The organism is Streptomyces sp. CC0208, assembly GCF_003443735.1.
Lineage (GTDB): Bacteria > Actinomycetota > Actinomycetes > Streptomycetales > Streptomycetaceae > Streptomyces > Streptomyces sviceus.
Genome location: NZ_CP031969.1, coordinates 7917380 through 7940622 on the forward strand (window position 1 = coordinate 7917380; position 23243 = coordinate 7940622).

At 71.5% G+C, this 23243-nt stretch carries 18 protein-coding genes; 12 read left to right on the forward strand and 6 right to left on the reverse strand.

Annotation, left to right across the window (positions count from 1 at the left end; translation table 11 throughout):
- Positions 1-20: 20 nt before the first annotated feature.
- The gene (locus tag D1369_RS36375) at positions 21-515 is read left to right on the forward strand and encodes an FBP domain-containing protein (RefSeq protein WP_007380228.1); all 495 of its coding nucleotides are present in this window, start codon (positions 21-23) and stop codon (positions 513-515) included.
- 164 nt (positions 516-679) lie between these two features.
- Here D1369_RS36375 and D1369_RS36380 read toward each other — a convergent pair whose 3' ends face one another.
- Positions 680-1156, reverse strand: a complete 477-nt coding sequence (locus D1369_RS36380) for an Lrp/AsnC family transcriptional regulator (protein ID WP_007380227.1) — start codon at positions 1154-1156, stop codon at positions 680-682.
- Between the two features lie 208 nt (positions 1157-1364).
- Between D1369_RS36380 and D1369_RS36385 the strand changes: the two genes are divergently transcribed.
- Together D1369_RS36385 and D1369_RS36390 are read left to right on the forward strand one after the other, a co-directional pair.
- Positions 1365-2852: an FUSC family protein gene (locus D1369_RS36385; RefSeq protein ID WP_118083168.1), complete on the forward strand. Its 1488-nt coding sequence runs from the start codon at positions 1365-1367 to the stop codon at positions 2850-2852.
- A gap of 112 nt (positions 2853-2964) precedes the next feature.
- Entirely contained in the window at positions 2965-3993 is a 1029-nt protein-coding gene (locus D1369_RS36390; protein WP_118082855.1) for a lactonase family protein, read from the forward strand.
- 78 nt (positions 3994-4071) lie between these two features.
- On the opposite strand, the gene D1369_RS36395 is transcribed toward D1369_RS36390, so the two are convergent.
- Together D1369_RS36395 and D1369_RS36400 are read right to left on the reverse strand one after the other, a co-directional pair.
- Positions 4072-4995: a hypothetical protein gene (locus D1369_RS36395; RefSeq protein WP_118082856.1), complete on the reverse strand. Its 924-nt coding sequence runs from the start codon at positions 4993-4995 to the stop codon at positions 4072-4074.
- 95 nt (positions 4996-5090) lie between these two features.
- Positions 5091-6083 (reverse strand): BadF/BadG/BcrA/BcrD ATPase family protein, encoded by a 993-nt coding sequence (locus D1369_RS36400; protein ID WP_007380224.1) that lies wholly within the window; start codon positions 6081-6083, stop codon positions 5091-5093.
- A gap of 152 nt (positions 6084-6235) precedes the next feature.
- Here D1369_RS36400 and D1369_RS36405 point away from each other — a divergent pair, with 152 nt between their 5' ends.
- Positions 6236-6913 (forward strand): uracil-DNA glycosylase, encoded by a 678-nt coding sequence (locus D1369_RS36405; RefSeq protein ID WP_007380223.1) that lies wholly within the window; start codon positions 6236-6238, stop codon positions 6911-6913.
- 33 nt (positions 6914-6946) lie between these two features.
- Here the strand turns inward: D1369_RS36405 and D1369_RS36410 are convergent, their stop codons facing one another.
- Positions 6947-9571 (reverse strand): LamG-like jellyroll fold domain-containing protein, encoded by a 2625-nt coding sequence (locus D1369_RS36410; protein ID WP_118082857.1) that lies wholly within the window; start codon positions 9569-9571, stop codon positions 6947-6949.
- Between the two features lie 180 nt (positions 9572-9751).
- On the reverse strand, positions 9752-11248 hold the full coding sequence (locus D1369_RS36415; protein ID WP_342364915.1) for an arabinofuranosidase catalytic domain-containing protein: 1497 nt from the start codon (positions 11246-11248) through the stop codon (positions 9752-9754).
- 559 nt (positions 11249-11807) lie between these two features.
- Between D1369_RS36415 and D1369_RS36420 the strand changes: the two genes are divergently transcribed.
- The 7 genes from D1369_RS36420 to araD all read left to right on the forward strand — a co-directional run bounded on the left by D1369_RS36420 (position 11808) and on the right by araD (position 21107).
- Positions 11808-12857, forward strand: a complete 1050-nt coding sequence (locus D1369_RS36420; RefSeq protein ID WP_037899080.1) for a substrate-binding domain-containing protein — start codon at positions 11808-11810, stop codon at positions 12855-12857.
- 434 nt (positions 12858-13291) lie between these two features.
- The gene (locus D1369_RS36425; RefSeq protein ID WP_007380219.1) at positions 13292-14434 is read left to right on the forward strand and encodes a substrate-binding domain-containing protein; all 1143 of its coding nucleotides are present in this window, start codon (positions 13292-13294) and stop codon (positions 14432-14434) included.
- A gap of 2 nt (positions 14435-14436) precedes the next feature.
- Entirely contained in the window at positions 14437-16002 is a 1566-nt protein-coding gene (locus tag D1369_RS36430) for a sugar ABC transporter ATP-binding protein (protein WP_007380218.1), read from the forward strand.
- The gene (locus D1369_RS36435) at positions 15999-17018 is read left to right on the forward strand and encodes an ABC transporter permease (RefSeq protein ID WP_007380217.1); all 1020 of its coding nucleotides are present in this window, start codon (positions 15999-16001) and stop codon (positions 17016-17018) included. The genes D1369_RS36430 and D1369_RS36435 overlap by 4 nt, the downstream gene beginning before the upstream one ends.
- An 84-nt stretch (positions 17019-17102) precedes the next feature.
- Positions 17103-18785, forward strand: a complete 1683-nt coding sequence (gene araB / locus D1369_RS36440; protein ID WP_037899079.1) for a ribulokinase — start codon at positions 17103-17105, stop codon at positions 18783-18785.
- Positions 18786-18835: 50 nt separating this feature from the next.
- On the forward strand, positions 18836-20353 hold the full coding sequence (gene araA, locus D1369_RS36445) for an L-arabinose isomerase (protein ID WP_007380215.1): 1518 nt from the start codon (positions 18836-18838) through the stop codon (positions 20351-20353).
- 25 nt (positions 20354-20378) lie between these two features.
- Complete coding sequence (gene araD, locus D1369_RS36450; protein WP_007380214.1) at positions 20379-21107, forward strand: L-ribulose-5-phosphate 4-epimerase AraD; 729 nt, start codon at positions 20379-20381, stop codon at positions 21105-21107.
- An 87-nt stretch (positions 21108-21194) separates the two neighbouring features.
- Here the strand turns inward: araD and D1369_RS36455 are convergent, their stop codons facing one another.
- Positions 21195-22280 carry a glycosyl hydrolase gene (locus tag D1369_RS36455; protein ID WP_037899078.1) on the reverse strand — a complete coding sequence of 362 codons (1086 nt, stop codon included), beginning with the start codon at positions 22278-22280 and terminating at the stop codon, positions 21195-21197.
- Positions 22281-22573: 293 nt separating this feature from the next.
- On the opposite strand from D1369_RS36455, the gene D1369_RS36460 reads away from it, so the two are divergent.
- Positions 22574-23161 (forward strand): hypothetical protein, encoded by a 588-nt coding sequence (locus tag D1369_RS36460; protein ID WP_037899077.1) that lies wholly within the window; start codon positions 22574-22576, stop codon positions 23159-23161.
- Positions 23162-23243 lie beyond the last annotated feature (82 nt).

Below are 23243 nucleotides of genomic sequence, written 5' to 3' on the forward strand. Positions count from 1 at the left end.
AGGCAAACTAGCGTGGCCTTATGGAACCGTTGACCGAGCGAGAGATCCGTGCCGCCTTCGTGAACTGCACCAAGGGCGAGGCGAAGCGGCTGAACATGCCGCGTGACCTGGCGGAGCAGCCGTGGGAGGACCTGGACTACCTCGGCTGGCGTGATCCGCAGGCCCCCGACCGCGCCTACCTGGTGGCCGTCCTTGACGGCCGCCCCACCGCCCTCGCGCTGCGCCGCTCGACCGCCGGTTCCTGGCAGGCTCGGCGCAGCATGTGCTCGATGTGCCTGACCACCCACTCGGGCGGGGTTTCCCTGATGGTCGCCCCGAGAGCGGGCAAGGCGGGGCAGCAGGGCAACTCGGTCGGGGCGTACATCTGCGACGACCTGGCCTGCTCGCTGTATGTGCGCGGGAAGAGGGACGCGGGCGCCGGCGCCCGGCTGCACGAGACGCTCACCCTGGACGAGAAGATCCGGCGGACGGTGACGAACCTCGCCGCCTTCGTCGCCAAGGTGACGGGCGCGTAAGTCGCCCGCGTCCTCGGGGAGTTCAGGAGAGGCTCGGGGAGTTCAGGAGACGTACGTCGCCCGCTGCGCCGTGTTCGCCACCCTGCGGACCGCCGACCGCACTCGGGCGACGAGCGCACTCGGGCGACGAGCGCGTTCCTGGTGGCGAAGGACGCCCCCGCCCGTCAACTCCGGGCCGTGCGCCCGACCGACTCCACCAGGGGCAGCAGCCGGTGCGCGACCCGCTCCCGAAGCGCCACCTCGGTGCGTGTGCGCACCACTCCCGGCAGGCTGATCACCTTCTGGATCACGTCCTCCAGATGCGCGTTGTCCCGCGCCACGACCCGCGTCAGCAGATCCCCGCCACCCGCGATCGAGAACGCCTCGACGATCTCCGGTACGGCGGCCAGCGCGTCCCCCACGTCGTCGAGCCGCCCCTGGGTCACCTCGATGTGCACGAACGCCAGCACCGGATGACCGAGCGCGGCGGGCGACAGCGAGGGCCCGGTTCCGGTGATCACGCCGTCCCGCTCCAGCCGGTCGAGGCGCGCCTGCAGGGTGCCCCGCGCGACCCCGAGGATCCGCGCGTACTCCCGCACGCTCGTCCGCGGCCGCTCCAGCAGCAGCCGCAGGATGCGGGTGTCGAGCTCGTCCACGGCCATGGCGTACGACCTCCTCGTGCCTGGTCCTTTGGCCCGCCGATGGACGCCCCGGGACCGCTTTCCCTGTACCAATGGACCAGCATATGCGGCCCCGCTTGAGCCGACAGCGGCAAGGATGCTGCAATGTGCCCGTCGATGGCGCTGCGGACCCCGCGGCGCCTTTTCCATGCCGGTGTATCCGGTGTCCGAGGGATTCAGGGGGCGGTACGTGCTGAAGAGGGTGTTCATGGCGGCGGACCCGGGCCGGGTCCGGTTGCGCTTCGCCGCGCGGGCGGTGCTCGGCATCGGCCTCGCCGTCGTGGTGTGCGGCCTCGCGGGCCACTCGCTCGCCGGTGCCGTCACCGGTGGCCTCGCCGCGCTGCTCGCCCTGTTCACCGTCACGGACGCCACCGTCCGGGGGCAGGCGCTCACCACGGCCCTGCTGCCCGTCGTCGGCCTTCCCGTCCTCACGGCCGCGGCCGAGCTGCACGACCACCCGGTCGCCCGCGACCTCACCTTCCTCGCCGTGGTGGGCGCGGGTGTGTACGCCCGGCGCTGGGGCCCGCGCGGACACAGCCTCGGCGTCTTCGCGTTCATGACCTTCTTCGTGGCGCAGTTCCTGCACGCGACCACCGACCGGCTGCCCGAGCTCCACGCCGCCGTGCTGCTGTCCGTGGTCACGGCGGCCGCGGTCCGCTTCGGCCTGTGGTGCTACGAGCGCCGACTGCCCCCGGCCTCCGTGCCGGCCCCGCCCGCCGGCACCGGCCTCGCCCGCGCCACCACCCGCCAGGCGGTCCAGGCCATGGCGGGTGCCGGCTTCGCCCTCGTCGTCGGCCAGCTCGTCTCCGGGCAGCGCTGGTACTGGGCCGTCGGCGCCACCTGGTGGATCTTCGTGAACACCGCTTCCCGTGGCGAGACCCTGGTGCGCGGCTTCCGCCGCGTCCTCGGCACGGTGATCGGCATCGGCCTCGGCCTGCTCGTCGCCGTACCGCTGGAGGGGGCACCGGGGCCCACGGCCGTCCTGGTCGCCGTCTGCGTCTTCGGCATCTTCTACACCGCCGCCGTCTCGTACACGTGGATGATGCTCTGGGTCACCCTGCTCGCCGAGCTCCTCTACGGCCTTCTCGGCGTCCTGAACCCCGGCCTGCTGGCGCTGCGGCTCGCGGAGACCGGCGTGGGCGCGGTCGGGGCCGTCCTGGCGGTGCTGTTCGTCCTGCCGATCACCACCCACAGCGTCACCGACGCCTGGATCCGGCGCGCCCTGCGCTGCGTCCACGCCTGCACCGCCGAGGCCGCGGCCCGCCTCGCGGGGGTGCCGGGTGCCGACCCGGGCGGCCGGGTGACCGAACTGGAACAACTGCTCGGCAGGGTCCGTCTCTCGGTGGCCCCGCTGGTCCACCCCCTCAACCCCGTGCCGGCCCGCAAGAGGCGTGCCCGCCACGTTCTCGCCCTCCTCGACGGCTGCGCTCGGGAGATCCGGGGCCTGGTCGCCGTCGCCGCCGACCCCGAGGCCTCGCACGACGCCCGCCTGACCATCGCGTGCCGACGGGTGGAGGCCGCTGTGGAGGCCCTCACGGACGGCAGGGACTTCCCGGTGGCGGACCGCCCCCTCGCCGAGGAACCCGCACTGGCCCATATGCACGGACTGGAACGAGCGCTCGCGGAGCTGGCGGCACCCCTGCGGTCCCCGTCCGGTTCGCCGCTGGTCGGAGCCTGACGCACCCCGCCATATCCGTGACGGCCCCGTGAATTTCCCCGGAGTTGGTCTAGACCGGTAGTGATCGACTGCTACCGTCGCCCCGGACGGCACGGACCGAGAGGGGACGACTGTGGCAGACGGCGGGCGGCGACGGGCCTACATCGGGTCGTTCACGGCGGCGGGAGGCCCCGGCATCGTGACGGCGACGGTGGCCCCGGACACGGGTGCGCTGAAGGTACTGGGCGGACTGAACGGCGTACCCGATCCGTCGTATCTCGCCCTGTCGACCGACAGGGGCGTGCTCTACGCGGTCAGTGAGACGGCCGAGGGCGCGGTGGCCGCGTACCGGGTGACCGGCGACCGCCCCGAGCCGGCCGGCCCCCCGGTGGCGGTGGACGGGAACGGGCCCACGCACCTCGCCGTGCACGCCGGACACGTCCTGACCGCCAACTACGGCTCCGGCAGCGTCACCACCGTGCCGCTGCGCGCCGACGGCTCCCTCGCGAGCGCCCCCTCCGGAGTGCTCCGGCACACCGGCTCGGGCCCGCACGCGCCCCGCCAGCTGGGCCCGCACGCCCACCAGGTGCAGCCCGACCCGAGCGGACGGTGGATCGTCAGCGTCGACCTCGGCACGGACTCCGTACGGGTGTGCACCCTGAGGGACGGGGTGCTCGACGTGCACCGCGAGATCGCCCTGCGCCCCGGCTCGGGGCCGCGCCACCTGGCCTTCCACCCCGACGGCACCCGCGCCTATGTCCTCAACGAGCTCACCCCGACCCTCACCGTCTGCCGCTGGGACGCCGAGGAAGGCTCCCTGAAGCCCCTGAACGAGACCCAGGTGCTCGCGGGCGCCCCGGCGGGCGATGCGTACCCGTCAGGAGTCGTCACGTCCCCCGACGGCCGCTTCGTGTGGACCGCCACCCGCGGCGAGGACGTCCTGTCCACGTTCGCCGTCGAGGGCGACGACCTGCGGCTGGTCGGCACGGTCGTCTGCGGCGGCCACTGGCCCCGGGACCTCGCCGAGTCCGGCGGATTCCTGTACGTGGCGAACGAGCGCTCCGGCGAGGTGACCTGGTTCGCCGTGGACCCGGCGACCGGCCTGCCCAGGTACGAGGGCACGATCGAGGTACCGGCCGCCTCCTGCGTGATCTTCGGCTGACCCGGGACGCGCACGCCGAAGGGCCCGCTCCGACGGATGGAGCGGGCCCTTTCGGTGGCGCGGTCGCCGCGCCTGCGCTCAGCGCACCGGGGCGCCCTGCGCCTGCTGCGGGGCGATGCCCAGCGCGGTCGTGTACTTGGCGAGCACGAGCTTGCCGATCGCCGGGTAGGGACCGAGCGGATCGGCGGCGGAGCAGCCGGCCTCCCTGGCGGCGTCCTCGATCACGGCGGGGTCGATCTCCGGCCCTATCAGGTACGGCGCGAGCGCCAGCTGCTGCGAGCCGGAGGACCGCAGCTGTTCGGCGATGGACGCGATCGAGCCGTCCTGGTCGAGCGCCGCCGCCATCACCGGCACGGCCAGCCGCGCGGCGAGCAGCATGCCGGTGATCCCGGCCGCCTGCACGGCCTCCTCGCCGCCCACCGCGCCGAGGATGATGCCGTCCGCGGCGGTCGTCACCGCGAACAGGCGCGCGCGGTCGGCGCGGGCCAGCCCGGCCTCCGACAGGCGTACGTGCAGCGCCTCGGCGAGCAGCGGGTGCGGGCCCAGCACATCGGTGAGGTCGGCCGCGATCCGGCTGTCCATCACGGCCTGGCGGATCCGCCGCAGCAGCGAGCTGTCAGGACCGGCGAGCAGCGGCACGACGACGGCGACGGGCCCCTCGGGCTCCTTGACGTCCACCCCGGCGGCCTTGGCCTGCTCGTAACGCGCGGTGCGCTCGCCGGCGGTGTGGGCCAGCACGGCCTGGAGCGTGGGGAACTCCGAGTCGTCTCCGTCCAGGTAACCGATCCGCGCGTCCAGGCCGGGCAGCTCGGAGCGGGCGATGCTCACGACCTCCTCGGCGAGGCTGCGCGTGGCCGCGCCGGGCGTGCCCGGCACCGCGAGGACGAGCGCGGGCGCGCCCTCGGGAGCCGCCAGCGGCTCGGGTCGGCGGTGCCGCCCGGGCTGGCGAGGTCGCGGCATTCGTACTGGCAGGCCGGACGCGGGTCCAGTGGGGGAGCTCATGGCGACGCATGTTACTGGCTTCCTGGGCTTCCCTGTTCGGGGAGGGTGCAGGTGAGCGGTATCCGTCCGGTTTTGTCTGATGAGTTACGTCCGCTTCAGCCCCTCTTTGGGGTCACCACGTACAACATCGCCTCGTCGTGGGGCAGGTCGAGCGCATTGTGCGCCAGTTCTGTGGCGATCTGCACGGATCCGTCCAACGGTCCGCCCGCCGCCGGGACCCGCCGCGCGTGCGGCAGCCGTCGCTCCAGCTCCTCCTCCAGTGGTACGAGCAGGGCGGCACCCATCCTGAACAAGCCACCGGTGAGGCTGACATGCGCCTGGCCCTCCGCCGGACAGACCGCGGCCGCGGAATCGGCCATGTGCCGGGCCGCCTCGCGCAGGATCCCCCTGGCCACCGGGTCGCTCTCGGCGCAGTCGGCCACCCGGGGCGCGAACGAGGCGAGCACGGCGGGCCGGTCCGCACGCGGGTAGAGCCGGCCGGGCAGCTCCCGCACCGGTCCGAACGACTCCTCGGCCCGGGCCAGCAGCGCCGCCGACCCCCCGGGCCTCCCGTCGTGGGCACGCAGGGCGGCCTCCAGCCCGGCCCGCCCGATCCACGCGCCGCCCCCGCAGTCGCCCAGCAGATGTCCCCAGCCGTCCGCCCGGCGCCAGGACGTGAGGTCGGTGCCGATCGCGACGAGACCGGTACCGGCGGCCACGACCGCACCCGGGCGCGGTCCGAGTGCGCCGGTGTAGGCGGTCACCGCGTCCGCGACGAGCGCGACGGTCCGTACCCCGAACTCCCGCTCCAGCGCGGTGGGAAGCTCGGCCCGCAGGGCATCGCCCAGGGTCGCCATGCCGGCCGCCCCGACGACGGCGGTGCCGAGCCTGCTCACTCCCGCTTCCGGCTCCAGGGCCCGGACCAGGGGCACCAGTTGCTCCATCAGATGCCCCGGGTCGATACCGCGCGGCCCCGTCCGGACCGGTACCCGCGACGTTCGCGGGGCCGTGGTCCCCCGGCCGGGGACGCCGATGACGACCCGCAGGCCGGAGCCGCCGGAGTCGACGGCGAGGAACCCGTCCCCCGCACCGGTGCCGTTGAGTGACAAGCTCCCCGCCTTCCCGATGACCGGCCGCGCGCTCTGACCGACCGGCTCGAAGGTCTCGACGGGGAGGAAGAGTAACGCCCGTGGGGCCGCCCGCGCGGGGAGGCTTGCCTGGGCATGCGGGGTGTCAGTGTGTGCCAGTAGAGTGACGCGCCGTGGCACCACGACCCTTGCATGAACTTGTCGAAGCAGGCTGGGCGAAGGCTCTTGAACCTGTGGCCGAACGCATCGCGGCCATGGGGGACTTCCTCCGGGCCGAGATAGCGGCCGGCCGGACCTATCTGCCGGCCGGGGCGAACGTCCTGAGGGCCTTTCAGCAGCCCTTCGACGGCGTCCGCGTCCTGATCGTCGGCCAGGACCCCTATCCCACGCCGGGAATGGCGATCGGGCTGAGCTTCGCGGTGGCGCCCGAGGTGCGTTCGTTGCCGGGCAGCCTGGAGAACATCTTCCGGGAGATGCACTCCGATCTCGGGCTGCCCAGGCCGTCCAACGGCGACCTCACGCCGTGGACCGAACAGGGCGTGCTGCTGCTCAACAGGGCGCTGACGACGGCCCCGCGCAAGCCCGGCGCGCACCGCGGACAGGGCTGGGAGGAAGTCACCGAGCAGGCCATCCGGGCGTTGGCGGGGCGCGGGAAGCCGCTGGTGTCGATCCTGTGGGGGCGTGACGCGCGCAACCTCCGCCCCCTTCTCGGCGACCTCCCGGCGATCGAGTCGGCCCATCCGTCACCGATGTCGGCGGACCGCGGCTTCTTCGGTTCGCGCCCGTTCAGCCGCGCCAATGACCTGCTGGTCGGCCAGGGCGGACAGCCGGTGAACTGGCAACTGCCGTAGAGCGCCGCGGTCGTCCCGCCGTGCCCCCGAGGATCAGGTCAGGACGAGCTCCAGAACCGTGACGGACAGCGGCGGCAGCGTGCTGGTGAACGCCGCCGCGGCCCCGGTCACCGTGCTCGTCCTGGGCACCAGCGCGGCGGGATCGGTCAGCGTGTTCGTGGCGGTGCGCGAGGGACCGGTCAGCACGGTGGCGGTGGCGTTCTTCCTGACTCCCTTGACCAGGCCCTTCAGTTCGACCGGCACCTCCACCTTCTGCGTCCCGGAGTTGACGACCGCGACGTAGAGACGGTTCCCGGCACGGGTGGCCACGGTCGCGAGGCCGGGGAGCGCACGCGCGGTGGCCGGCAGCACCGTGTCGCCCAGCCTGCTCGTCAGCATCTGCTGCGCCCAGTAACTGGGGGAGACGTAGCTGTTCAGGTTGTCGTAGGCGATCAGGTTGGTCGCCCAGACGTTGTTCTTGACGTGGGAGAAGAGCGGTGCGTAGCACTCCATCAGGACCTGGTCCGAGTTGCGGATCAGACCGGCCAGCCAGGCGGCGTCGCCCAGTGCGGCGTTCAGGTCGGGTGTGGGACGGCCCTCCTGTGCGGCCCACTCACCGACGAAGACCTTCGTCGAACCGCGGTCCCGGTTGTCGTACTTGTGCGTGGCGGCCTGCGCGGCGGACGGCGCGAGGTAGTAGTGCTCGTCGATCAGGTCCGGCGTGCGGCTCGTGACCGTCGTCGAGGCGATCAGCTTCAGGTGCGGGTACTTCGCCTTGATCGCGTCGTGGAAGGCCGCGAACCGCTCGTCGTAGGAGCCGGAGGAGTCGAACCAGTCCTCGTTGCCGATCTCGACGAACTCCAGCGGGAACGGCTTCGGGTGGCCGTCGGCCGCACGCCGGGCGCCCCACGGGCTGGTGACCGGGCCCGTGACGTACTCGATCTCGTCGAGGGCGTCCTGGATGTACGGCTTCAGCGCGTCGCCGGTGACGTGTTCGCCCCTCAGCGCGTATCCGGCGAAGACGGCGAGGACCGGCTGGGCGCGCAGGTCCTCGACCCACTCCAGGTATTCGAGGAGTCCGAGCCCGTCCGTGGACCAGTAGCCCCACGCGTCGTCCATGTGACCGGGGCGCTCCCAGACCGGACCGATGGTGTTCTTCCAGTTGAAGCGGGTCGCGATGGTGTTGCCCTCCAGGAAGTTGCCGCCGGGGAAGCGCAGGAACTTCGGTTTCAGGGCGACCAGTTTCTCCATCAGGTCGACGCGCAGACCGTTGGGCCGGTGGTTGTAGGTGGGCGGGAACAGGGACACGTGCTGGAGCCACAGCGTCTCGCCCGCGGCGGCCGGGTCGGCGGTGGTGACGGTCAGTCTCGCGTCACCGGTGACGGGGGCGCCCGCACCGGTGCGCAGGGTCAGTTCGAAGGGGCGGTCGGGGAAGGCGGTGCCGATGCGGGGCAGGTGGGCGGAGGCGTACACCGTCGTGCCGTCCGCCGACTCGACGGTCACCGTGAGCGGGCCGATCCGGCGCGACGCCTTGGCGAACAGCCGGGCGGTGTAGGTGGTGCGGGGCCGCACGGGTATGCCCCAGAAGCCGTCATTGGCCACCCCGGCCCGGTTCCCGGCACCGGTGCCGCTCGGCAGCACGACCTTGAGGGAGCGCTTGAGGACGTCGTTGAGGGGGGTGGCGGTGTCGAGCGCGAGGGTCGTCCCGCCGACGGCTGACCAGTGCACGGGTGCGGTGTCGTCGGCCATCATCGAGCGGTTCTGCACCAGCTCGGCGTAGATGCCGCCCTCGCCGGAGTGGTTGATGTCCTCGAACATCAGGCCGGGAAGGATGGGGGAGACGGCGTGTGCGGGGTGGGCGACGTCCACGCTCAGCAGCGGTGTCGTGGTCTCCACCGGCACTCCGGCCAGTGTCGCGACCTGGTCGGAGGTCAGGGCGGTGGGGAACAGCTGTACGTCGTCGATCAGGCCGTGCCACTGGTCGACCTGCCCGCCGCCGTAGAGCGCCCTGCCGACGGCGGTGGCGCCGGTGCCGGCCCAGCCCGCGGTGTAGGCGGTCTCCCCTTCCAGCACACCGTTGACGTAGAGGCGGGTGACACCGGCCGAGGGGTCGCTGACGCCGACCAGATGGGTCCAGGTGCCGACGGTGGGGGCCGAGGCGGCGGCCGCCACGGCGGCGTTCTGGGTGGCGTCCGAGTCGAGGCGGGCGAAGGCGAAGGTGCCGGTGTCGTCGCGTAGCCCCAGGTAGAAGGCGCTGACGACCTTGCCGTCGATGCTCACGGCGGTCTGATAGCCGCCCAGTTGAGCGAGGTTGACCCAGGCGGCCACCGAGAACGCCTGCGAAGTGTCGACGACGGGCCCGGACGCGGTGGCGTTGCCGCCGCCGGTGAGGCTGAGGCTGTGGGCGCCGACCTTGCCGGTGTCCCAGGCGGCCGCCCCCTGGAGCGTGGCGGTGCGGCCGTTGCCGGACGAGTCGGCGGCGGAGGTTCCGGAGCCCTCGTCGAAGGTCCAGTGCGCGGCCGCCGCGGGGAGGGCCACGGCAGCGGCGTCCGCGGTCGTGCCGGAGCCCTCGGCGGCCGAGGCGGGAGCGGCGGGAGTGGCGGCGAAGGTACCCGCCAGGGACGCGGCACCGAGGGCGGTCAGGACGGTCCTGCGGGACGGTCCGGGTTGTGAGGGCATGCGGAAGTTCCTTTGCTCATCGGACGAATCGACGATCGACGGGACGCCGCGGGCGCCGCGGGCGCCGCGGGCGGCCGGGAGGGTGCTTCGCGCAGCGGGGGAGCAAGCCCGTGGCGAGGAGGGGGCGCGGGCCCGTCGGCGGGGAGGGCCGACGGGCCCGCGGTGAGCGCGTCTGGCCGGTCAGGGCGCGATGTCCCACTGCTGGCAGGTGTTGTCGAGCTGCTGCCACTGGCGGACCACCGTGCCGTTGGCCGTTCCGCAGTTCGTCACGTCCAGCGTCATGCCGGTGTTGACGTTGCTGATGGTGTAGTGGCTGCCGACCCTGGTGACGTCCCACTGCTGGCAGGTGTTGCCGAGCGAGGCCCACAACTGGACGGCCGTGCCGTTGCTCTGCGCACAGTTCTTGTCGTCCAGGACCGTGCCGCTGTTGACGTTGGTGATGGTGTAGTGGCCGTTGCCCGCGCCGGCGAACTTCCACTGCTGGCAGGTGTTGCCGAGCGAGGACCAGAGGTCTACCGAAGTCCCGTTGCCGGTGCCGCAGTTCACCGCGTCCAGGACCTTGCCGGAGTTGGTGTTGGTCAGCCGGTAGGCGGTGCCGGCGACCGGGAAGGTGGCTGCCGGGGTGGTGTAGCCGACGGAGGTGATGTTGGCCTGTACGGCATTGTCGGCGGCGTCGGTCGGGTAGCCGGAGGTCATGACGCCCTCGAAGAAGGAGCCGTCGGACCCGTTGCTGTTGTCACCGCCGGTGCCGAGGACGATGGCGCCCTCCAGGTGCATCGGGGTGTACCCGCCGAGGTTGGGCAGGGCCCCGTTGTACCAGGTGGTCAGGGAGCCCGACTGGGCGTTGCCGCCCTTGATCGCGTAGGTGGTCGTGCCGTTGTTCTTCTCCAGGGCGGTGACGAACTCGCTGGAGTTGCCCTTGTTGTTCGCGTTCGAGCCGTTGCCCCCGAAGAAGAGCCCGTTCTCCAGATCCGCCTCGACCCAGGGGCCCGATCCGGCGCCGGAGCACGAGAACCAGCACTCCGTGCCGAAGTTGATCGCGTCCATGTGGCCGTTGCCGGTGTCGTTGCCGGACGTCTCGGCGTTGCCGTAGTCGAAGCAGCAGCGGTTGTTCACGTGGTGGCCGCTGGTCACCATGTACGCGCCCTCGGGGGAGCTGCCGGTGGCGATGCCGGTGGTGCTGTTGTCGCGGTAGCCGACGCCGGCGGACACGAAGACGCCGTACGCCGCGTGACCGCCGACCGTCACCGGCAGGGCGTTGGCGATCGCGCCGACGTCCTGCCCGCCGTTGCCGCCCGGGCCCTCGATGGTGAGGTCGTTGTGGTTCGGGCTCTGGTCGTAGATCTTCGTGATGACGCAGGTCGTGCCGGAGCAGAAGGAGTCCTGCGCCGCGGCGTTGGCGTAGCCACCCGCGCTGAGCACGCCGATGTTGGTGGTGGCCGAGTCCGAGGCGCGCTTCACCTGGTAGAGAGAGCCGTTGTAGGAGGCGTAGAGCGCCCGGGTGGTGCTGTGCGCCGCGGCGCACGGTGTCCCCGCGGAGGCGTAGATGTCGCAGGGCAGGGACGAGGCTGCCTGGGCCGTGCCCGCGATGCCGACCATCCCGGCGAGGATCCCCCCGATGAGGGTGAGGACCGCCCCCACGGTGAGCAGGAGCCCTCTCAGGCGTCGGCCTGTCACTCGACCTGTCACTGTGAACCTCTTCCGTTCGTTCTTGTCTCGCCCGGCGCCGAAGGCTCCGGCCGATCTGGATGTGGGCGCTAACAACGCGGGCCCTCGGGTGTCGTCACTCGGTCGAACCGCGCGCGAAGGGGGAGGGGGAGAGGGAAGCGGATTGCGAGCTACGCCGGTCATTCGGTGCCGCTGGGAGCATCACGGCAGGTCAGAGTGGGGGACTGGAAACAAGTTGAAGACCTGTGCGGGTGTCGATCTCGCGTGGCCGCAGAAGGAACGATCGGTTCCGCGCCCCGTCTTTTTACGGCCGGATTAATACGAGGTCAACACCGTTCGACAGTCAAGAGTGCGGAAACAAAACCTGTGCAGTCTGTTTACCCGGGTGGGTCACCACGCCGAAAGAGATCTTGCGAGCCAAGGTAATGGCAGGTCAGAAGGCTTGCGCGTCAAGGCATAGGACTCGCAAAACGCGCCTGGGGGGTCCCTGGGCAACCTTGCCCCCGAAGAATGTGTGCGCTAACAATTCGTCCACCGAACAACGTGACGGCGCGTGAGGAGGCGGAGCATGGACGTGGATCGCGCACCGGTGATGGCGGACGTGGCCCGGATCGCGGGTGTCTCGCACCAGACCGTCTCGCGGGTCCTCCACGACCACCCCAACGTGCGGGCCACCACCCGGGAGCGGGTGCTGGCAGCCGTCCGCGAACTCGGTTACCGGCCCAACGCAGCCGCCCGCACCCTGGCGACTCGCCGCACCCGCACCCTGGGTGTGATCAGCTTCAACACCACGCTGTACGGCCCGGCCTGCATGCTCTACGGCATCGAGCAGGCGGCCAGACAGTACGAGTACTTCGTCACCGTGGCCGCGGTCGGCACGCTCGACCGGAGTTCGGTACTTGACGCCGTCGACCGGCTGCGCAACCAGGGCGTGGAGGGCATCATCGTCATCGCACCGCAGACCGCCGCGGTGGGCGCACTGGCGAACGTGCCTGCGGACGTCCCCCTGGTCGCGGTGGGCTGCGGCACCCACACCGCGCTGGCCTCGGTCGCGGTGGACAACGAGGCGGGCGCCGAACTCGCCACCTCCTATCTGCTCGACCTCGGCCATCGCACGGTGCACCACCTGGTCGGACCGCGTTCCTGGCTCGACGCACAGGAGCGCGAGGCCGGCTGGCGCGGCGCCCTGGAGAAGCGGGGGGCTCCGGTGCCCCGCGCGCTGGCAGGCGCCGACTGGACGGCCCGCACCGGTTACGAGCACGGCCAGCGGATCGCCGCCGACCGCGAGGTCACCGCGGTGTTCTGCGCCAACGACCACATGGCCCTCGGCCTGCTGCGGGCCGTGCAGCAGGCCGGGCGCCGGGTGCCCGAGGACATCAGCGTCGTCGGTTTCGACGACATGCCGGAGACCGAGTACTTCGGCCCGTCGTTGACCACCGTCCGCCAGGACTTCGACGAACTCGGCCGGCGTGCGCTGCGTGCGCTGATCGAGATCGTCGGTGACCCGGACGCCGGGATCCCGGCATCCGGCGACAGGCCCCACATCGTCATACCGCCCAGCCTTGTGGTGCGGACCTCGGCGACCCGCCCACGACATCGAACGGAAAGCACGACATGACAGCGTCCCGCTAGCCTCTCCTTCGTCAACGTCCTTCCCCGCAAGGCATGTTGTGGGCTGAATGCTGTACGGACCACCGTCGCGCCGATCGTGAGCGAACGGCCGTGACGCCCACCCGGCACGACAGCTCCACCCCGGCACACCGCCCCGAGCGGTCGGCCCCTCCCCGGTCCTGACACTCCGTCAGGCACCACCGCACCGGCGCCCGCGCGCCCTCGCCGCGCTCACCTGATGAGCCCCCCCCGCCCGGCGACGCCGACGCCCTTCGCCACGTACCGCTTCCCTGTGGCCCTCACACCTGTCCCCGCCTGCCCGGCACCGGCATGCCCGTGAACAGGTGTGCGTTCCCGGCGTTCCCGGCGTTCCCAGCCTCCCCAGCCTTTCCACCCGCCCCGAGACCCCTCCAGACACGCCTAGAAGGGCGCTGATCACCCATGATCCGCAGCAGAAGGTCCCGCACCCTGGTCGCCGCGACCGCCGTCCTCATCTCGCTCGCCGCCGCCGGCTGCTCCAAGAACGCGGGCGGCTCCGAGGCCACCGGCTCGACCGGTACGAAGGCCGCCGCCCCCGTCACGCTGGCCGGTTCGGTCACCTTCAACCAGACGAACCTCGCCAAGCTCGACGCGGCGCTGAAGTCCGCGCTGGCCGGCAAGGACCTGTCCAAGGTCGACATCGCGATGGTCGTGAACGTGGCCGCCGACTACTGGAAGGCCGGTCAGGTCGGCTTCCTCAAAGGCTGCTCCGACCTCGGTATCGCGAAGAGCAAGTGCACCTACTTCGCCCCGCCCAACGGCAAGTTGACGGAGCAGAACTCCGAGCTGGAGACCCTGCGCTCGCAGGGCGTCACCGGTTACTCGATCTCGGCGATCGACCCGACCTCGGCCGCGGGGACCATCCACACCGACGTCCAGAAGGGCATCGGCGTCCTCGCCATCGACTCCCCGCTGCCGGGCACCGACGCGGCCTCGCTGTATCTGGGCACCCCCAACTACACCGCCGGCTTCCAGGCGGGCACCGCGATGAAGCAGGTCCTCGGCGGCAAGGGCAAGGTGGCGATCCTCGTCGGCTCGCTCACCGCGTCCAACGCCACCCAGCGCATCGCCGGTTTCGAGGCGGCACTCAAGGGCACCAAGATCACCGTTGCGCAGAAGGTCAACGACAACCTCCAGGCCAGCACGGCGACTTCGGACGCCGAGACCATCCTCGCCAACAACCCCGACGTCAACGGCCTGTACGGCGTCTACTCCTACGACGGCCCCGCGCTGGCGCAGGCGGTCACCTCGGCCGGCAAGACGGCTTCCGTGCACATCGTGTCCGACGACTCCGACGCCCAGACGCTGAAGTTCATCAAGTCCGGCGTGATCTCCGGCACCGTCGTGCAGATGCCGTACCAGCAGGGCTACACGGGGGCGTACATCCTGGCGGCCGAGAAGGTGCTGGGCAAGGACAGGACGATGGCGCTCGTCAAGCCCTACCTGGAGAAGGACGGCTCGACCCTGAGCTCCGGCGTGGGCCTGGTCACCAAGTCCGACCTGAGCGCGTACCAGTCCCTCGAGTCGCAGCTCGGGATCGGCTGAGCATGACGGCCACGAAGAACGCCCCCGGCCGTGCGATCACCGCGCGGCTGCGGGGGGTGCACAAGTCCTACGGCCCGGTGCGCGTCCTCGATCTGCCCGAACTCGACCTCTACGCCGGCCAGGTGGTCGGCCTGGTCGGCGAGAACGGTGCCGGGAAGTCCACGCTGATGGGCACCCTGGCCGGATCGGTGCACCGGGACGGCGGCGAGATCCTGATCGGCGGCGAGCCCCTCGCCGCGGGCTCGACCGAGGCGGCGGGTCAGCTGGGTGTCGCCATGGTCTCCCAGGAGTTCCCGCTGGTCGGCCAGTTGTCGGTGGCCGAGAACCTGCTGCTGGGACGCCGACCGCGCGAGTCGAGGCGCCGGTTCCTGGTGGACCGTGCGGCGCAGCGGGCCGAGGCGAAGGCGATGCTGGCGGAGATCGGTCTGTCCGCCGAGACCATCGCGGTGGGCCGGGAGGTGCGCACCCTTCCGGTGCCGACCCGCCAGATGATCGAGATCGCCAAGGCGTGGGGCCGCGAACCCAAGCTGCTGATCCTGGACGAGCCGACGTCCTCCCTGGGGCCCGTCGAGGCCGAGATGGTGCTGGGCCTCGCCCGGCAACTGGCCGAGCGCGGTGGCACGGTGCTGTTCATCGGGCATCGTCTCGACGAGGTGCGGGAGATCAGCGACCGCGTCCTCGTGCTGCGCAACGGCAGGCTGGTGGCCGACCTCGAACCGGCCGAGGCCACCGAGGAACGGCTGATCCGGGAGATGGTCGGCGGCGAGGTGGCCCAGGGTGAACCGAAGGCACCGCCGGCCACGAGCCCGGTCCTGCTGCAGGTCGAGGGCCTGACCTCGGACGGTCTCGGACCGGTCGACCTGGAGGTGCGCGAGGGCGAGATCCTGGGCGTGGCCGGGCTGATGGGCTCGGGCCGCAGCCGGCTGGTACATACGATCGCGGGCGCGCAGCCCTCGACGGGAGGCCGGATGCGGCTGGGCGGCGAGCCCTACCGGCCGCGCGGGGCGGGGGACGGTGTGGCGGCCGGGATCGCGCTGATCCCCGAGGACCGCAAGGAACAGTCCCTGGTGCTGTTCGCCTCGATCCGGGCGAACGTCCTCGTCTCGGTTCTTCGACGGATCAGCACCCGCGGCCTGCTCGGCCCGGGCCGGGAACGCGTCGAGGCACGGAAGATCACCGAGAACGTCAACGTGCGGATGCAGTCGGTGGAGCAGCCGATCGGCTCCCTGTCCGGCGGCAACCAGCAACGCGCCATCTTCGGCCGCGCCTTCGCCGCCGAACCACGATTGCTGCTGCTCGACGAGCCGACCCGCGGTGTGGACGTCGGCGCGAAGGCGGAGATCTACAAGCTGATCGACCGGGCGGCCGAACAGGGCATGGCGCTGGTGGTCGCCTCCTCCGAGCTGGAGGAACTGCTGTGGATCTGTCACCGCATCGCGGTGATGAACCAGGGGCGGGTGGTGACCGTCATCGACCGGGCCGCTGCCACCAAGGAACGGATCATGACGGCCGCGGCCGGTACCGCTCCTCTTGAGACACACCGAGTGACGAACGGAGCTACAGCATGAGCGCGCAGAGCACGCTCGCCCCGAACGAGGTCGCGTCGCCGTCCCGTTCGGCCGTGTCGACCCTCGCCCGCAGACTCGCCGCCTCCCCGGAGGCCGGCGTGATCATCGCCTGCGTGGTGGTGTTCGTGGCGATCGCCGCCAACGCGGAGACGTACACGGCGGTGGGCAACCTCCAGGTGATGGGCCGCGACCTGTCGCAGGTCGGGATCCTCGCGATCGGTGAATCCCTGGTCATCCTGACCGGTGGCATCGACCTCTCGGTGGGTGCGCTGGCCGGTCTGGCCGGCATCCTGGCCGCCTGGATGAACGTCAACGAGGGCCTGCCCGCCCCCCTCGCGATCCTGCTCACGCTGGTGATCACCGCCGCCGTCGGTCTCTGGCACGGCGTCATGGTCACCCGCCTCAACGTGCCGCCCTTCGTGATCACCCTGGTCACCTACACCGTCGCGCAGGGCACCGCCCTCGCGATCACCAGCGGCTCGCCCATCAACAACCTCGATCCGCTGTTCAGCAGCCTGAGCCAGTACTACGTCGGTGAAGTGCCGGTCCCCGCACTGTTCTTCGTGGGCGCGGCCGCCGTCGCCTGGTTCGTGCTGGAGCGCACCTACGTGGGCCGGCAGATCTACGCGGTCGGCGGCAACAAGGAAGCCGCCCGGCTCGCGGGCATACCGACCGGCCGCCGGATCACCTCGACCTACGTCGCCAGTGCCGTGCTCGCCGGGGTGGTCGGCGTCCTGGTGATCGGCCGTATGAACGTGGCCGATCCCTCGGTCGGCGCGGGCTGGGAACTGACCGCGATCGCCGCCGCGGTGGTCGGCGGGATGTCGCTGTCGGGCGGCGAGGGCCGTATCGCCGGCATCGCGGCCGGCGCGATCCTGCTGGAGTTCATCACCAACGGCCTGCTCGCCCTGAAGGTGAGCCCGTACGACCAGCAGGTGGTGCAGGGTGCGGTCCTCGGCGTGGCCATCTTGCTCGACCGGGCGCGCGCACGCTACTTCGGCAGAAGCCGCGGTTAGGCCGCCGGGCGCCTTGGCTGTCCTGGCACTCGTATTTTTTCGAACGTGGATCGATATGTCGAACACTCAATGTGGAGGAGACTGATGGTGAACGCCGGAGACGAGCCGACCGGGAGCCCGGAACCGTGCGTCGTGGGAGTCGACTTCGGGACGTTGTCCGGACGGGCCGTGGTGGTCCGCGTCCGCGACGGCGAGGAGCTCGCGTCGGCGGAGCACGTCTATCCGCACGCGGTCCTGGACCGGGAGCTGCCGGACGGCACCCGGCTGCCTCCGGACTGGGCCCTCCAGGTGCCCTCGGACTATGTCGACGTCCTGCGGCACGCGGTGCCGGCGGCGCTGGCGGCAGCCGGTGTACGGCCGGACCAGGTGATCGGCATCGGCACCGACTTCACCGCCTGCACGGTGCTGCCGGTGCTCGCCGACGGCACGCCCCTGTGCGAACTGCCCGAGTACACCGCCCGTCCGCACGCCTACGTCAAGCTGTGGCGCCACCACGCGGCCCAGGGCCAGGCCGACCGGATCAACGTGCTGGCCGCCGAACGCGAGGAGCCGTGGCTCGAGCGCTACGGCGGGAAGATCTCCTCGGAGTGGGAGTTCGCCAAGGCGCTCCAGGTGTTGGAGGAGGACTCCGAGATCTACCAGCGCATGGAGCGGTGGGTGGAGGCCGCGGACTGGATCGTGTGGCGGCTGTGCGGGACGTACGTCCGCAACGCCTGCACCGCCGGTTACAAGGGCCAGTACCAGGACGGCGCCTACCCCTCCCGGGACTACCTGGAAGCGCTCGCCCCCGGCTTCGCCGGCTTCGTGACGGAGAAACTGGCGCATCCGATCGGTGCGTTGGGCGCGAGGGCCGGGCACCTGACGGCCGAGGCCGCGGCCTGGACGGGGCTGCCGGAAGGCATCGCGGTGTGCGTGGGCAACGTCGACGCCCATGTCACGGCCCCGGCGGCCGGGGCGGTGGAGCCCGGCCAGATGGTGGCCATCATGGGCACCTCGACCTGCCATGTGATGAGTTCCGACCAGCGGGGCGTGGTGCCCGGCATGTGCGGTGTCGTCGAGGGCGGCATCCTGCCGGGGCTGTGGGGTTACGAGGCCGGGCAGAGTGGCGTCGGCGACATCTTCGGGTGGTTCGTTCGGACCGGTTTCCCCGCCGAGTACGCCGAGAAGGCCGCGGCGGCCGGGCAGACCGCGCACGAGTACCTGACCGCGCTGGCGGCCGGGCAGCAGGTCGGCGAGCACGGTCTCGTGGCCCTGGACTGGCACAGCGGCAACCGTTCGGTGCTGGTCGACCACGAACTGAGCGGTGTGGTCGTGGGGCTGACGCTGTCCACCCGCCCCGAGGACGTCTACCGCGCCCTGCTGGAGGCCACCGCCTTCGGCACCCGCACCATCATCGAGGCCTTCGAGGCGTCCGGAGTGCCGGTCGGCGAACTGATCGTCGCGGGCGGTCTGACGAAGAACGCGCTGCTGATGCAGATCTACGCCGACGTCACCCGCCGCCCGCTGAGCATCATCGGCTCCGCACAGGGGCCGGCGCTCGGCGCGGCGATGCACGCCGCGGTCGCCGCCGGGGCACACCCCGACATCCAGGCCGCCGCACGCGCCATGGGCAAGGCCGACCGAGGCGTGTACCAACCGGACCCGGAACGCGCCGCGGCCTATGACCGCCTGTACGCCGAGTACCGGCTCCTGCACGACTACTTCGGCCGCGGCACCAACGACGTCATGCATCGCCTGCGCGCTCTCCGCGCCGAAGCGTCCGCCTGAGCGATCCGGCCACCCCTCCCGCAAGCAGCTCCACGTGAAAGGACCCCGCCATGACCACACCCGAAGGGCCGTCGACCGGACAGGAGATCTGGTTCCTGACGGGAAGCCAGGGACTGTACGGCGACGACACGTTGCAGCAGGTCGCCCAACAGTCCCGGCAGATCGCCGAACGGCTCGACGCAGCGCCCCAGATACCGCTGCGGATCGTGTGGAAGCCGGTGCTCACCGACGCCGAGTCGATCCGGCGCCTGTGCCTGGAGGCCACCGCCTCGGACACCTGTGTAGGCGTCCTCGTGTGGATGCACACCTTCTCCCCGGCGAAGATGTGGATCGCCGGACTCAGCGCCCTGGACCGGCCCGTGCTGCATCTGCACACCCAGTACAACCTGTCGCTGCCCTGGTCGAGCATCGACATGGACTTCATGAACCTCAACCAGGCCGCCCACGGCGACCGCGAGTTCGCGCACATAGAGTCCCGCGTCGGCGTCAACCGCAAGATCGTCGCCGGTCACAGCACCGATCCGCGGGTCGTGAGGCGCGTCGCCGCCTGGACCCGGGCCGCGGCCGGGCGTCACGCCTCGCGCACCCTGCGGCTGGCACGCTTCGGCGACAACATGCGCGATGTCGCCGTGACCGAGGGCGACAAGGTCGAGGCGCAGCTGCGGTTCGGGTTCTCCGTGAACACCTATGGCGTCAATGACCTGGTGGCCGTGGTCGACGCGGTCGAGGACAAGGCGGCGGCCGAACTCGCCGAGGAGTACGTGGAGTCGTACGACGTCGTACCCGCCCTGCGCCCCGGCGGCATCCGTCACGACTCGCTCCTGTATGCGGCTCGCCAGGAGATCGGCCTGCGGACCTTCCTGACCGAGGGCGGCTTCACCGCGTTCACCACCAACTTCGAGGACCTGGGCGGGCTGCGCCAGCTGCCCGGCCTGGCCGTGCAGCGGCTCATGGCCGACGGCTACGGCTTCGGCGGCGAGGGCGACTGGAAGACCGCCGCGCTGCTGCGCACCATGAAGGTCATGGGCGCCGGACAAGCCGGCGGCACCAGCTTCATGGAGGACTACACGTACCACCTGGGCCCCGGCACCCCGCGCATCCTGGGCGCCCACATGCTGGAGGTCTGCCCCTCGATCGCTGCCGACCGGCCCAGCTGCGAGATCCACCCGCTGTCCATCGGCGGGCGCGAGGACCCGGTCCGCCTGGTCTTCAACGCGGCCGAGGGCCCGGCCGTCGTCGTCGGCCTGTGCGATCTCGGCGACCGCTTCCGCCTCACCGCGAACGCCGTCGACGTCATCGCTCCGAGCCAGCCGCTGCCTCAGCTTCCGGTCGCGAGGGCCGTGTGGACGCCACGTCCCTCGCTGGCCGAGTCGGCGGAGAGCTGGCTGCTGGCCGGAGCCCCGCACCACACCGTGCTCAGTTCGGCCGTCGACGCCGAGACGCTGGGCGACTTCGCCGCCATGACCGGCGTCGAACTGCTCACCATCGACGAGCACACCACCACCGACCAGTTCGCCAAGGAGATCCGGTGGAACGCCGCCTACCACCGTCTGGCCCAGGCGCTGTGACTCCCCGTACCGAAGGAGACGACCGATGAGCGTGCCCGTCCGGGAGGGTCTGCGCCGGGAGGTACTGGAGGCGAACCTGGCCATCCCCCAGGTCGGCCTGGCGACCCTGACCTGGGGAAACGTCAGCGGAGTCGACCGCGAGGCAGGCGTGTTCGTCATCAAGCCCTCCGGCGTGCCCTATGACGCCCTGACCATCGACGACCTGGTCACCGTCCGCCTGTCCGACGGCGCCGTGGTCGACGGCGAACTACGCCCCTCCACCGACACCGAGACCCACCGCTGCCTCTACCTGGCCTTCCCCTCCATCGGCGGGGTCACCCACACCCACTCCACCCACGCTGTCGCCTTCGCCCAGGCCCGCCGCGACGTCCCCGTCCTGGGCACCACCCACGCCGACACCTTCAACGGGCCCCTGCCCGTCACCCGCGACCTCACCGAGGAGGAGTGCGCGAAGGACTACGAGTACAACACCGGCCGCGTCATCGTGGACCTGCTGGACGGACAGGACCAGCGGGCGGTCGAGGTCCCCGCCGCCCTCGTCGCCGGCCACGGCCCCTTCACCTGGGGCGCCACCGCCCGCAAATCACTGGAACACGCGATCATCTGCGAGGCCGTCGCCGACATCGCCCTGCACACCATGTCCCTGAACCCGACGGCACCGCCGCCCGCCCACCTGCTGGAACGCCACTACACCCGCAAACACGGCCCCGGCGCCTACTACGGCAACCCTGACATGACGCCGACCTCCGGATGACCGGCGTGCGTCGCCGCCGACGCGATCGCGCTGTGCCGGGCGTGCCCCCTCACCGGTGGCCAGGACCTCGGGGTGACCCCGTCAGGATCACGCGACCACCGCCGCCCGCACACACAGCACATCCGGCAGATGTGAGGCCAGCTGCCGCCAGCTGTCGCCGTCGTCGGCCGAGGCGTACACCTCGCCGTTGCGGTTGCCGAAGTAGACGCCGGCCGGGTCCGCGTCGTCCGTGCACATCGCGTCCCGCAGCACCGTGCCGTAGTGGTCCTCCTGCGGCAGGCCCGCAGTGAGCGGTTCCCAGCTCTTGCCGGCGTCCGCCGTGCGGAAGACCCGGCACCGGTGACCGGCCGGGACCCGGTCCGCGTCGGCGTTGATCGGGAAGACGTACGCCGTCCCACCGCGGTGAGGGTGGGCGGCCGTCGCGAAGCCGAAGGTGGACGGCAGCCCCTCGCCGATGTCCGTCCAGTGCGTCCCCGCGTCGTCGCTCGTGTACACACCCCAGTGGTTCTGCAGGTACAGCCGGTCCGGGTCGGCCGCGTCCCGGGCGACCTTGTGCACGCACTGGCCGAACTCCGGGTTCGGGTCGGGCAGGAACACCGCGGAGACACCGGAGTTGGACGGCTCCCAGCTCGCGCCGCCGTCCGCGGTGCGGAACACCCCCGCCGTGGAGACGGCCACCGTCACCGCGCGCGGGTCCCGTTTGTCGGTCAGGACGGTGTGGAGCCCCTCACCACCGCCGCCCGGCACCCATTTCGAACGGGTCGGATGCTCCCACAGGGGCCGGACCAGCTCGAAACTCTCGCCGCGGTCCTCGGAGCGGTACAGCGCGGCGGGCTCCGTGCCCGCGTACACCACGTCCGGTTCGGCCGCCGCAGGATGCAGCTGCCAGACCCGCTCCAGGGAGGCCCCGGTGTCCTTCGGGAACTTCACGGCGGGCTGGGCCGGCTCCGTCCAGGTGCGGCCCAGGTCGTCGGAGTGGAACACCGACGGGCCCCAGTGCGCGCTGTCGCCGCCGGCCAGCAGCCGCGGGCGCGCGCCCCGGGTGTCGATCGCGACCGAGTACACGGCCTGCGCGTTGAAATACGGACTCTCGTCGAACGCCCAGGTGCCGCCTCGCTCGCGCCCGATGAACAGGCCCTTACGCGTCCCCACGGCAAGCAGCTTCTCCGTCATACCGATCGCCTCCGCTGTGCTCTGACGTCTTTGTCCCAGCCACCGGCCAGTCTGCACCCCGCCACTGACAGTCACCTCTGGAACGGGCTCCATCGCAGGTCAGGGCGGGGATGGTAACCGGCAGCGGCGCTGGACGGGCGGCTTTCGGCAAGATGAGCGCGGGGAGGGGCGGGCGGTGGGACCGTCGTGACGGAGAACTCGCCCTGAGCCGTGAGCATCGCGGCGGGCTCTCCCGTATGGGAGGTCGGTCCGGCATGTTCGTGCGCCCGTCGCTCATGAGGAGGATGCCCTCGATGGCGTTCCGTGGTCCCAAGGTCTGGCTGTGGCGCTGGCGGCGTAATCCGCTCAGACGCCGTGCCGACGCCGTCGAGGCGTGGGTCGTGCTCGGTGCCTGGCTGCTCACCGTGGTGGCCGGGGTGCTCGCGGGGCTGGGGGTGAGCCGGGCCGTCGAGCATCAGCTGGCGCTGGAGCGTGTCGAGTGGCGGCCCGTCGTGGCCCGGCTCGCCGACCAGGCACCCGGCGCGGCCGATCCGGGCACGTCGAGCGGTGAACGGGTGTGGGGCGAGGTGGTCTGGACCGGGGCCGACGGGTCGGCCCACACGGGTCAGGTGCGCGTCGATCCGGGTAGCACCCAGGGCACCCCGGTCACCGTCTGGACGGACGCCCAGGGCCGCCTGATGACCCAGCCCGCCACAAAGAGTCAGGCCCAGATCCGCGCAGCGATGATCGGCGTACTGGTCGGCATCAGCACCGCGGCCGTCCCCTTCGTGGGCGTCCGAGTCCTCCGCGGCCGCCTGGAGCGCCGCCGCCTCGACCAGTGGGACACCGACTGGGCGCACTTCGGACCGTTGTGGGGCGGCAGGCGGGCCGACGGGAGGTAGCGCCGGCGGGAGGGGGCGCGTGCGGTGTGCCGGCGGTGTGCAGCCGCGCCGGGCGGGGCCATCCTGTGTGCGGGCCGTGAGT